Source organism: Massilia glaciei, from assembly GCF_003011895.2.
GTDB classification, from domain to species: Bacteria; Pseudomonadota; Gammaproteobacteria; order Burkholderiales; family Burkholderiaceae_D; genus Telluria_A; species Telluria_A glaciei.
Genome location: NZ_PXWF02000341.1, coordinates 1 through 12,357, shown reverse-complemented (window position 1 = coordinate 12,357; position 12,357 = coordinate 1). Strand labels below are relative to the sequence as shown.

Below are 12,357 nucleotides of genomic sequence, written 5' to 3'. Positions count from 1 at the left end.
GAAATGGTGGTCGCGGAGGGCGTGGTGCGGGACGCCGGGCGTTGCCGGCGTCTGCAATTGAGGGGAAAGTGCGCCAATGAAGATCAAAAAATCTTCATTGGCGGCCGCCCGGGCCGGGAGAAACCTCGCGACCGGGGCGGCGGCGCCAATATGGCGCTTGAATGCGGCCGATTTTCCTGCCGTCCCTACTGCCAATTCATCAGGCAAGGCGGAATCAGCAACAGCAAGGCCAGCACCAGATAGATCAACTGCAGCGGAATCATCCATTTCGCCCATGTGATCCAGGGAATCCGCGCCAGCGCCAGGATGCCCACCGTGATGCCCGAGGTCGGGATCATCGGCGTGGTCAGTTCGCCGAACTGGAACGCCAAAATCGCCGTTTGCCGCGTCACGCCCACCAGGTCGGCCAGCGGCGCCATGATCGGCATCGTCAGCGCGGCCTGGCCGCTCCCGGAATGGATGAAGAAGTTGATCACGGTCTGGATCAGGAACATCTTCTGCGCCGCGAAGATTGTGCTCGACGACTGCACCAGCGGCATCAGCGAATGGAGCATGGTGTCGATGATCTGTGCGTCGCGCGCCAGGATCACGGTGCCGCGCGCCAGAGCGATCACCAGCGCCGTCGTGACCAGGTCCTTCGCCCCCTGCATGAAGGCGCCGACGAATTCGTCCGAGTCGAGCCGTCCGACCAGGCCGACCACGATCGCCATGACCAGGAACAGGGCCGCGATCTCCTCGATGAACCACTCGTAGCGCACCACGCCGAACACCATCGTCACCAGCGTGGCCAGGAAAATCCACAGCACCGCGCTGTGGGTGCGCGTCATGCCGGCAAAATCGCTGAAGTCGGTGGTCTTGAGCTTGCGGATCTCCTTGTCGAGCGCGTAGGTGGGGCTGCGCGTCGGGTCGCGCTTGACGCGCGCCGCGTACCACATCAAAAACACGACGGTGACCACGGTCATCAGCAGCCACACCATCATCCGGTAGCCGATCCCCGAGAACACGGGGACCCCGGCGATGCTCTGGGCGATGCCGACGTTGAACGGATTGAGGAAGGCCGCCGAAAACCCCACCTGTGAGCCGAGGAACGGGATCGAGACCCCGGTGATCGAATCGTACCCCAGCGCGAGCGCGAGCGGCACGAAGATCAGCACGAACGGGATCGCCTCCTCGTTCATGCCGAAGGTGGCGCCGCCGAGCGAGAACATGGTCACGAACACCGGTATCAGGGCGGCGCGCACGAACGGCGAATGCGCGTGCGCCTTGGCGATCGACTTGATCATGGAGTCGATCGCCTCGGTCTTTTGCAGCACCGCGAAGGCGCCGCCGACGATGAGCACGAAGCCGATGATCAGCGCCGCCTCGACGAAGCCCTTGATCGGCGCCATCATCAGCGCCACCGGGCCCTGCGGCGCGCTCTGCACGTAATGGAACGAGCCGGCGTCGACCAGCGTCCTGCCGTTGACCACATGGGTCTCGTATTTCCCGCCCGGGACCAGCCAGGTGGCCAGCGCGATCATCGCCAGGATGGCGAACAGCAGGACGAAGGTGTTAGGTATTCTAAGTTTCATCATTGGCTCAGTAGTTTGCCGGTGCGGAACGGCTTGGCGCCGGCGATTTTGCCGATATCCATGCCGCGCAAGACGTGCCGGTGAGCCGTGCGCGCGAAAAACACGCCGGCCACGGTGGTGGACAAGGTGGTGGTGGCGCCGCTGACCGGATCGATCACGTCGGCCAGCGCCGCCCCCGCTTCTACATGCTCCCCGAGCGCGCGGTGGAACACCAGCACGCCCGCGTGCGGCGACACCACCGGCTCGACGCCCTCGAGCGGGGTGCTGTCGCACAGCGGCCGCGGCAGCGGGAACAGGGGCATGTCGACGACGCCGGCGTGCGCCAGGAACTGCAGCAGCGCGGCCGCGTCGCGCCCCGCGTGGCCGTAGTCGACGTCGGCCTCGCCGCGCAATTCGACCGTGGTCGACAGGCATGCCGGCGGAATCGGGAAGTCGGGGCCGAAATGGGTCTGCAGGTCCCACCACAGGCGGCTGCAGGCCTCGTCGAACGGCTCCTCGCCCGCCTCGAGCGCGAGCAGCACCGCGCGCGCGCCGAGCAGGGCGGCCAGCGGCGCGACCGCCTGCGCCAGCGGGGTGCCGGCGTAGATGTGCAGCACCGCCTCGTTGTCGCAGTGCAGGTCGAGCACGATGTCGGCGTCGACCGCCATCCCGAGCAGGATTTTTTTGAGCACGGCGGCGTCGGTGCGCGGCTGCCACGCGGCGATGGAGGCGCGCGCGTGCGCGCGGATCAGGGCCACGTTGGCATCGGCGTCGGATCCGAGCAGCCCCGCCAGCGACAGTTTGAGCTCGCCCGCCACATGCTTGTAGTTGCGGTTGAAGTTGGTGCCGGTCGAGAGGTCGAAGCGGCCGAACGGTGCGCCCTGGATCGCCTGCGCCAGCCCGATCGGGTTGGCCGCCGGGACCAGGATGATCTCGCCGTTGATCTTGCCGGCCGCCTCGAGCGCATTGAGCTCGGTGCGCAGGAACTGCGCCACCAGCATGCCAGGCACCTCGTCGGCGTGCAGCGCCGCCTGTATATAGACCTTCTTGCCGCGACCCGGCTGGCCGTAGTGGAGGCTGGTCAGCTGGTAGTGGGTGCTGCTCTCGGAGCTCGATATCGCTTGGGTTTTTACTTGCATTGTCTGGGTGCTGGCTTGGAGGTTGATGGAGGCCGCGTCGGACCGCGTTGGACCGATTATGTATTATTTTTTACACGAAGTAAATCGTATGTAAAAAATTTTACAGAAATGTGTTGAGTTTTATTTTTGTTATAGGTAGAGTCGATCTCACTGAAAATTTTCCGTAAGTTAGAATGATGAAAATTTATTTTCACTCATGCTTACCAAGGATGCATTAAATGAAACCAGCGCGACCAGACAGCAGCAACGACTTCGCCTCTAGCCAGATCGCGTTCGCACAATCGTCGATCGGCCACGCATTGCTCAAGGCGCTGGCCGACGGTTCGGCCTCGCAGCGCGCCATCGCCGACTACCTGTTGCGCAACCAGCTGCGCGTGACCGCGCTCGGGATCGAGGAGCTGGCCGCGATGTGCCAGGTCTCGACCGCGACGGTGAGCCGTTTTGCGCGCGACATCGGCTACGCCAATTATTCGGCCATGCGCAGCGAGGTGGCCGAGACGCTGCAGTCGGTGCAGCAGCCGGTCGACAAGCTGCGCGCCAGCATCGCCCGCGGCAAGTCCGGCACCGCGCCCGCCTTCGACAGCCTGGCCTGCGCCGTGGCCAACATCGGCGCCAGCGGCGACGCGCTCGACGCCGCCGAGGTGGCGCGCGTGGTCTCGCTGCTGACCCGCGCCCGCGCCGTGTATGTGATGGGGTTCGGGCTGTCGTCGCACCTGGCCGGACTGCTGGCGATGCACCTGCAGCCGTTCTGCCAGCAGGTGATCGAGGTCGCCGGCCACGGCGGCACCGAGGTCGCGGCGGCCAACCTGGCCAACATCACCGCCAAGGACGTGCTGGTGATCCTGTCGTTCCCGCGCTACGCGCTCGACGTGGTCCGGCTCGGCTCTTTCGCGCGCGAACTGGGCGCGAGCATCGTCGCCATCACCGACTCGCCGGCCTCGCCGCTGGCGGGCCTGGGCAACCATGTGCTGTACGCGCCGAGCGGCCATCCGATCCTGCCGAGCAGCTCGGGCGCGGCGATCGCCGTCATCGAGGCGCTGGTCGCGTCCCTCATGGTATCGAACAAGGCCAACGTGGCCAAGGCTTCGCGCCTGACCGAGGCCATTTCGGCCTACCTGGTCGGCGCCAGCCAGGATTCAAAGAGCAGCAGTACCAAGGACGGCCCGCGCCGTCGCATCCGTAACGACAACAAAACGTAGAAACATTACAGGGGAGTAGGGGAAATGAGTCACCAACACACGCAACTGCCGCGCAAGACGGCACTGGTATTGTCCATCGCGGCCGCAGTAGGCATGATGAGCGAGAGCGCCCTGGCGCAAACCGCCGGCGCGCCGATCCAGCGCGTCGAGATCACTGGTTCGTCGATCAAGCGCATCGACAACGAGACCGCGCTGCCTGTGCAGCTGATCAAACGCGAGGACATCGAGAAAAGCGGTGTGACCACGGCGGCCGAGCTGCTCAAGAACATCAGCGCCAACACCGCGCCGCTGTCGGACGGCGCCTCGATCACCGACGGCACCTCGGGCCAGCGCGGCTTCAACGGCGCCAACCTGCGCGGCATCGGCGTGTCGTCGACGCTGGTGCTGCTCAATGGCCGGCGGCTGGCCAACTTCGCCTCCCCCGGCGACAACGCGGGCGTCGACCTGAACAACATCCCGGCCGGCGCCATCCAGCGCGTCGAGATCCTCAAGGACGGCGCCTCGGCCATCTACGGCACCGACGCCATCGGCGGCGTGATCAACTTCATCACCCGCAAGGACTACCAGGGCGCCGACATGAACGCCTCGATCGCCGCCACCGGCGAGGGCGGCGCCGGCAAAAAGACGGCCAGCGTCAGCGCCGGCTTCGGCAGTCTGTCGACCGACCGCTTCAACGTGTTCGGCGTGCTCGACGTCCAGCAGCTCGAGTCGCTGCGTTCGAGCCAGCGCGAGTTCATCCGTTCGCGCCCGCTGGCGACGACCCTGCCGGCCCTGATGTCGTCCAACACCTACCCAGCCAACGTCGATATCTCGAGCAGCCAGCGCAACGCGCTGATCGCCGCCGGCGTCCTGCCGGTCGGCAGCACGCGCACCCGCATCAACCCGAGCTCGCCGACCTGCAACGGCCCGGCCACGGTGTACGCGCCGGCCGGCCCCGGCGGCCCGCTCGCCTGCAGCTACGACTACATGCAGGACACCGAGATCTATCCGGAGTCGCGCAAGGTCAGCTTCATCGGCCGCGCCACCTTCCAGGTCAACAACGACCACCAGGTGTTCGCCGAGCTGGTGCAGTCCCAGGCCAACAGCCACTACGTGCTCAGCCCGAATCCACAGCGCATCCGCAACCTGCCGGTCAGCGTGCTGCCGCAGCCGTACCGCGCCGCCCTGAGCGGCCCCGGCATGTCGCCGACCTTCTCGGGCATCCGCTACCGCATGACCGAGGCCGGCAACCGCACCAGCGAAGTGACCAGCAGCGCGCAGCGCGTGGTGCTCGGCGCGACCGGCATCGTGGGCGGCTGGGACTACGACCTCGGCCTGAGCCGGGCGCAGAACACCGCGGTCGACAAATACACCAACGGCTACGTCCTGTTCGACAAATTCGACGCCGGCGTGCGCAACGGCACCATCAATCCGTTCGGCCCGTCGTCGCAGGCCGGCATCGACCTGATCAACAGCATCAAGGTCAATGACGAGGCGCGCAAGTCGAAGGGCGTCTCGACCGCCATCGACGGCAAGATCTCGAAGTCGCTGATGACGCTCGCCGGCGGCGACCTGGCGCTCGCCGTCGGTGGCGAATTGCGCCGCGAAAACACGACCTTCACGCCGTCGGCGCTGCTGTTGTCGAACAATATCGCGGGCGACCGCAGCACCGGCACCAATCCCAACCTCGAGGCGACCGACGACAGCCGCACCGTGCGTTCGGTGTTCGCCGAGGTGGTCGCCCCGCTGACCAAGCAGGTCGAGATGCAATTCGCCCTGCGCCACGACCGCTACAGCGAAGTCGGCGCCACCACCAATCCGAAGGTCGGGATCCGCTGGCAGCCCAACAAGACCATGCTGGTGCGCGCCTCGGCCGGCACCGGCTTCCGCGCCCCGTCGCTGGCCGACCTGAACCGTCCGACCACCTTCGGCAGCGCCTCGAGCTTCCTGACCGACCCGCAGTGCGTCTCGAGCGGCCTCGACACGATCAACAACTGCACCGACCAGTGGGCCGTCGAGCGCCGCTCGAACCCCAACCTCAAGCCCGAGAAGTCGAGGCAGTTCTCGCTCGGCGCCGTGTTCGAGGCGGCGCCCGGCCTGACCCTGACGGCGGACTACTGGAGCATCAACAAGACCGACGTCATCAGCACGCTGGGCGAGCAGATCATCGTCGACAACCCGGCCAAGTACAACGGCAAGTACATCCAGCGCGACCAAGACGGCTTCATCAGCAACATCTTGCTGCAGAAGGAGAACCAGGGCGAGCTCAACACCTCGGGCATCGACATCGGCGCCGACTACCGCAGCAAGGCGAGCGAGCTCGGCCGCTTCAGCGTCAACGTCAGCGGCACCCTGGTGCTCGCCTACGACCGCCAGTTCGGTCCACTCGAAGTCGAGCGCAGCAACCTCGGCCTGTTCCTCAACGACCAGGTGATCCAGAAATGGCGCCACCGCATCAGCTTCGGCTGGGACAAGGGCCCGTTCAGCGCCACGCTGGCCAACCAGTTCTCGTCCGGCTACACCGACCAGAACACGACCTACGATCCGGTGGCCAACCAGCTGCTGCCGGCGCGCGACGTCTCGGCCTATTCGTTGTGGGACCTGACGGGCAGCTACAACATCACCAAGGCCCTCAAGGTCCGCATGGGTGTGCTCAACCTGCTCGACAAGGCACCGCCGTTTTCGAACCAGGCGTACTTCTTCCTCGCCGGTTACGATCCGACCTACACCGACCCGCGCGGACGCAGCGCCTTCCTCAGCGTGAGCTACGCGTTCAAGTAATCGCGTCTTAACCGTACCGTTTGGGGCGAGCGCATGCCGGGCTCGCCCCTTTTTTTGTATACTAATTGCGTTTTAGCATGACAGCGCGGCGAAACGGCGTCTACCGTAGGGTTCATTTGACATCAACGCAATGTGGCGCCAAAAAAGGAGGAGTTTTTATGTTCAACATCCTGTGTCGAAGCTGTATCGCACTCGCATTGGCGCTCGCCGCCGGCCTGTCGGGCCAGGCGCTCGCCGCGGCGCCGGCCAAGGACGGGCAGACCAAGGCGGCGCGGGCCGGGGCCGGCCAGATCAAGGGTTCACTGGTCATCATCGGTGGCTCGCTGCGCACCGCCAACGCGCCCGTCTGGGAGCGCATCGTGGCGCTGGCCGGCGGCAGGGGCGCGCGCATCGCCGTGTTCCCGTCGGCGGCGAACCTCCCCGACCGCGCCGGCAAGCTCGACGTCGAGCGCCTGCGCGCCTACGGCGCCGACGCCTTCCTGGCGCCGGTCTCGGTCAAGCTGGCCGGCACCGACTACCGTGAGCTGGCCGACGACGCCGACATCGCCAGGCAGGTGCGCGAGGCCGGCGGCGCCTATTTCGTCGGCGGCGACCAGGCCCGCATCACGCAGGCGCTGCGCCGCCCCGACGGCAGCAACACGCTGGTGCTCGACGCCCTGTGGGACATGTACCGGCGCGGCGGCGTCATCGCCGGCACCAGCGCCGGCGCGGCCATCATGAGCAGCTCCATGTTCAACGAGGCCAAGCCGGTGCTCGACACGCTCAAGCTGGGCGTCAACGACGGGCGCGCGCTGGCGCCCGGGCTCGGCTTCATCGGCGAGCACGTGTTCGTCGACCAGCACCTGCTGGTGCGCGGGCGCTTCGCGCGGATGCTGCCGGCCATGCTGCACAAGGGATACAAGCTCGGACTCGGGATCGACGAGAACACCGCCATGATCGTCGGCCCCGACCGCGAGGTCGAAGTGCTCGGCTACGCCGGCGCGCTGCTCATCGAGCTCGGCTCGGCCACGGTCGACCGCTTCCACCCCGGCTTCAACATGAGCAACGCGCGCATGAGCTACCTCGACAACGGCGACCGCTACAACCTCGCGACCGGGGTGTTCACGCCGTCGGCCGACAAGGTGGCCGGCGGCAAAATCGACCGGGCCAAGCCGTATTACCGCGAAAGCCTGTTTTCGGCCGACATCCTCGGCCACACGACGGTGGCGCAACTGATGAAAAAGCTGGTCGACAGCGACCAGTCCGAGGCCGTCGGCATCGCCTTCGGTGGCCCCAAGGACGTGCGGCCGGAGCAGGGCTTCGAATTCAGGTTCACCATGGTGCCCGAAAGCGTCGGCTACAACTCGGCCGTCACGGACGGGGTCTCGGTGTTCAAGCTGCGCATGGACATCCGGCCGATCGAAATACGCCAGCCGGTCTACCAGTACAAATAAGGGTGCAAACAGGCCGGCACAAATAAGCAGCCGGCACAAATAAGCGCTCCAGGGCCCTTGCGGGCGGGATTACAATGCGACACGATCCCACTGCAAGGACCCGCCATGCCCTTCCCCAGTAAACGCCTGCCCGCCCTGGCCGCGCTGTTGTTCGCCGCCTGCGCCGCCCAGGCGACGCCTCCCGCCACCGTGCGCGTCGACTACACCCACAGCGGCAACGCGCTAAGCGAGCAGTACGCGCTCGAGCGGGTGCTGATCGAGCCGCTGCCGTGGCCGGGCGACCTGGGCCGGAACCTCGATGACACCGACCGCGGCCAGAACCGGGTCGAGGTGGTCGACGCCAAGACCGGCGACCTGCTGTACTCGCGCGGCTTCTCGACCATCTTCGGCGAGTGGCGCACCACCGAGGAGGCCAGCCGCATCAACCGCGGCTTCCAGGAGTCGGTGCGCTTCCCGAAGCAGGACAAGCCGGTGCGCGTGCGCATCCTCAGGCGCGACGAGCGCAACCAGTTCTCGGTCGCCTGGAGCGTCGAGGTCGACGCCGACGCGCCCGAGGTGGTCAGGAAGCAGCCCGCCTCGGGCGCGCAGCCGCTGGCGATCCGGGTCAGCGGCCCGTCCCCGCGCAAGGTCGATCTGTTGATCATGGGCGACGGCTACACCGTGGCCGACATGGGCAAATTCGAGGCCGCCGCGCGCCGCCTGTCGGCCCATTTGTTCACCGTCTCGCCGTTCAAGGAGCGCGCCGGCGACTTCAATGTGTGGGCGCTGGCGGTGCCGACCGCCGAGGCGGGCGTCTCGCGCCCCTCGACCGGGGTGCACCGCGCATCAAAGCTGGGCACGCGCTACGACATCTTCGGCAGCGAACGCTATGTGCTCACGCTCGACAACCGCGCCCTGCGCGACATCGCCCAGCACGCGCCCTACGAGTTCATCGAAATCCTGGTCAACAACGACACCTACGGCGGCGGCGGCATCTTCGGCCAGTTCAGCACCGTGGCCGCTGGCAACGACTGGGCCAACTACCTGTTCGTGCACGAATTCGGCCACCATTTCGCCGGCCTGGCCGACGAGTACTACACCTCGCCCGTGGCCTACCAGTCGAGCGGCTCGCGGATGGAGCCGTGGGAGCCGAACGTGACGGCGCTGCGCGACCCGTCCAGGCTCAAATGGAACAAGCACGTCAAGGCCGGCACCGCGCTGCCGACCCCGTGGCCGAAGGCCGAATACGAGGAGGCGTCGCGCGCCTACCAGAAGCGGCGCGCCGCCCTGCGCGCGGCCAACCGGCCCGAGTCCGAGATGAACGCCCTGTTCCGCGAGGACCTCGCGCGCACCAACAAGTTGTTCTCGGCCGCCCCGCACCGGCACCACGCGGGCGCCTTCGAAGGCGCCAACTACGAGGCCAAAGGCTTCTACCGGTCCGAGATGCAGTGCCTGATGTTCGACCGCAGTGAAAGATTCTGTAACGTTTGTAAGGATGGCATCAGCGCCATCATCGATCTGTACGCGCCCGCGGCGCCGGCCCGCTAGGCACACGGCCCGTGGTTGCTGGCGCGCCCCGGCGCCGGCGCGCTTTCTGCGGGCCGATCCCCATCCGTGGCGGCGCTTACAAAGTGTCATTACGAATGTGCGTTGGCGCACAGACCTCAGCCGTGACAACTTCTATTCTCGGTAGGTTCTTTAAATAAAAAGTTACAAGAAAGAACTTTAGACGGTGACCACCCGGGCGCACACAATGCCGCCCGTCGCACAGGTCCACGAGGTCTCCCTCCATACGCACCATCAATACTTTAAGGATTACCCAATGAATAAATTACTCGCCACCCTGATCGCTGCCCTGTTCGCAACCGCCGCTTACGCCCATCCGGAAACCGCAGTTGTCGCTCCCGCGACGCCTGCAGTCGTCAAGGCCGAAGTCAAGGCCGACAAGGAAGTCGCCAAAGCCATCGTTGACGAAAACAAAGATGTTGCCAAGGCCGACATGAAAGTAAGCAAGGCAGTCGCCAAGGCGAATGCACGCAAGGCAAAAGCAGCCGCCAAGGCCGCCGAGACGCGCGCCGAAGCGGCAGCCAAGGTCGCCGCCGCCGATCCTGAAGACAAAATGAAGGCATCGGCCAAGGCCGACGCCAAAGTCGCCGCGGGCGACCTGAAGGCCGAGAAGACGATGATCAAAGCCGACGAAAAGGCCGTCAAAGTCATGGTCGACGCCGGCGCCGACAAGGCGATCGCCCGCGCCAAGACCGTCGAAGTCAAGGCCGAAGCCGCTGCTGACGTCAAAAAAGCCGCTACCAAGTAAGCATCGCTGCGCCGCCCGCGAGGGCCGATAGCGAGGAAAGCCGCCAGCCCAGTGCTGCGCGGCTTTTTTTCTGCCCGGCAGCTTTGTTCGTGCGGTCGAATTATCAAGGCTTGGTTTGATCCGCGCGGGTGCGAATCGGTGTGCCCTTGATGCAAGCAATACCGATTTCTTGTTGAATTACTACGATTGAAAAAGACGCGGCGCCATGCCGTTCCATGTTCAACAGTAGGCAACAAGGAGGCGGCCATGCAGCACCACTCCCATGCACTGACATCGAAATTGCTCATTTGGATTATTGGCTTCGGGTATGCGTTGTGCGCCCATTGCCAAGAGCCCGGTGGCGAATCTGCGCCGGCCCCGGCCCCGGTGCACGCGGCGGCAGGCGTCCCAGCGCCTGCGCCGCCGGCCGTCATCGTCGCCGCGCCAGCGCAGGAGTCTCCGATCGGCGACGTGGCGCATGCGACCGCGGCCGCTATCGCCGACGGCGTCAGCACCGGCATCGCCTTGGCGGCCGGGGCGGTCGAGATGAATCCGCTGGTGCCGACGTCCCCGCTCGGCTTGATGCTCATAACGGGACTCAAAATAGGCGTGGCAAAATTTGCCGAGACGCTGCCCGAATCCGAAAAACGCCTGACGCTCAAGACCACATCGGCCGTTTGGGGCGGGGCGGCGGTCAATAACCTGTTGCTGTGCTTCGAGGTGCCAGGGCCGATTGCCGTGCTTGTCGGACTGGCCGCTGCAATCGTGACTTGGTACCGCATGGAGCGCGCATACCGGCGCCATGACCTGCTCGCCGCGCAGTCGGCGCGGGTTGGCGCGCCCGCGCCCGACGCCTCCGTCGGCGTGCCAGCGGCGGCCGAGCAGGGCGCGGGGGAGGGCGCCACGCAGGCATTGCTGGTCCGGCACTGAATAAATAAATGCCCGGCGCCATGCGGGGCGGGGGCTGTTCGCCATGCCCCTTGCGGCGCCCGGCTCCGGCCGGCATTAGTCCCCATTCCGCGGGCCCGCCCGCGCACGCCGCTGCGTTGAACCGGCAACCCCGCCCCCTGCGCGCTGTGCTTCCCCTTGCCATCGCTCCGATGACTGAGGGCAATGGGTGAAAGTGCATGACGCCCATTCCGCATTTTCGCAATTGATGGGACGGTGCGATCCGATCACTATTGCGGGCGACTCCTCGGTCAAGCCAATTCCGGGCCACGCGAACAGCAAAAAATGGAAACGGTTCCGTTTTGGCGGGAGCGGCTTTTAGGGCAACGTTCCAGCACGCGCTGGGGCGCAATGAAAAAATTTTGGAGACGAATAGAATCAAACTGAATCTTGTGTACCTGGCGATTTCCCTGCTGTGCGGTCTGGCCGCCGCCTCCGTGCCGGCCTCGGCCCAGCTTGCCGGCGCCCCCTACGATGTCAGCGCGCGCAGCTATCCGGGCCCTCACCAGGCCCTGATCTCCTGGGAGAGCAATGCGCCGGCGGCGACCGGCTTCCGCGTCGAGCGCCGCCTGCCGTCGGGCGGCGGCTGGGTGGCCGTGGGCCGCGTCGATGGCGCCGCACGCACCTACATCGACACCGACCTGCGGTACGAGAGCGCCTACGAATACCGCGTCGCCGCCCTTGGGCAGGAGGCGTCCGCGCCGGTGTTCTCCACAGCGCAAGTGATCCTGACGACCCCCGGGCGCGCCGCCACCAAGGCCGACTACGACCTCGCCGCCGCGCCGCGCCGGCTGGTGGCGCAGCCGATGAACAGCACCGACGTCATGCTCGAGTGGTCCGACGCGACGCCGGACGAGACCGAGTTCAAGATCCAGCGCCGCAAGGCGGGCCGCCACTGGCACACCATCGGCTCGGTCGGGCCCAATGTCACGCTCTACCGCGACACCGGCCTGCAGGCGGGCGCCGCCTACGAGTACCGTGTCACCGCGCTGCGCCCGAGCGGCCGGGGCGCGACCAGCGCCGCCGCCGGCGCCACGCTGGCGCCGGCGGGCGCGG

At 66.2% G+C, this 12,357-nt stretch carries 9 protein-coding genes; 7 read left to right on the top strand and 2 right to left on the bottom strand.

The genetic code is table 11. The features are described 5' to 3' along the window. Nucleotides 1-185 precede the first annotated feature (185 nt). Both C7C56_RS27080 and C7C56_RS27075 read right to left on the bottom strand, forming a co-directional pair. Nucleotides 186-1,574 (bottom strand): YfcC family protein, encoded by a 1,389-nt coding sequence (locus tag C7C56_RS27080; protein ID WP_106760443.1) that lies wholly within the window; start codon nt 1,572-1,574, stop codon nt 186-188. Next, complete coding sequence (locus tag C7C56_RS27075) at nt 1,571-2,689, bottom strand: succinylglutamate desuccinylase/aspartoacylase family protein (RefSeq protein ID WP_106760442.1); 1,119 nt, start codon at nt 2,687-2,689, stop codon at nt 1,571-1,573. Before C7C56_RS27075 ends, C7C56_RS27080 begins: the two co-directional genes overlap by 4 nt. A 218-nt stretch (nt 2,690-2,907) precedes the next feature. Here C7C56_RS27075 and C7C56_RS27070 point away from each other — a divergent pair, with 218 nt between their 5' ends. From C7C56_RS27070 to C7C56_RS27040, 7 genes are all read left to right on the top strand, one after another. Beyond that, nucleotides 2,908-3,888: a MurR/RpiR family transcriptional regulator gene (locus C7C56_RS27070; RefSeq protein ID WP_106760441.1), complete on the top strand. Its 981-nt coding sequence runs from the start codon at nt 2,908-2,910 to the stop codon at nt 3,886-3,888. Between the two features lie 24 nt (nt 3,889-3,912). Further along, nucleotides 3,913-6,648 carry a TonB-dependent receptor gene (locus C7C56_RS27065; RefSeq protein WP_106760440.1) on the top strand — a complete coding sequence of 912 codons (2,736 nt, stop codon included), beginning with the start codon at nt 3,913-3,915 and terminating at the stop codon, nt 6,646-6,648. 158 nt (nt 6,649-6,806) lie between these two features. Further along, nucleotides 6,807-8,081, top strand: coding sequence for a cyanophycinase (locus C7C56_RS27060; RefSeq protein ID WP_106760439.1), 1,275 nt, complete (start codon nt 6,807-6,809; stop codon nt 8,079-8,081). A 105-nt stretch (nt 8,082-8,186) separates the two neighbouring features. Beyond that, entirely contained in the window at nt 8,187-9,608 is a 1,422-nt protein-coding gene (locus C7C56_RS27055; RefSeq protein ID WP_106760438.1) for an IgA Peptidase M64, read from the top strand. A gap of 274 nt (nt 9,609-9,882) precedes the next feature. Continuing rightward, the gene (locus tag C7C56_RS27050; RefSeq protein ID WP_106760437.1) at nt 9,883-10,374 is read left to right on the top strand and encodes a hypothetical protein; all 492 of its coding nucleotides are present in this window, start codon (nt 9,883-9,885) and stop codon (nt 10,372-10,374) included. A 246-nt stretch (nt 10,375-10,620) separates the two neighbouring features. Further along, nucleotides 10,621-11,283, top strand: a complete 663-nt coding sequence (locus C7C56_RS27045; RefSeq protein ID WP_146204668.1) for a hypothetical protein — start codon at nt 10,621-10,623, stop codon at nt 11,281-11,283. 380 nt (nt 11,284-11,663) lie between these two features. Further along, nucleotides 11,664-12,357 (top strand): fibronectin type III domain-containing protein (locus tag C7C56_RS27040; protein WP_146204667.1); only part of this gene is annotated, 694 nt, incomplete at its 3' end.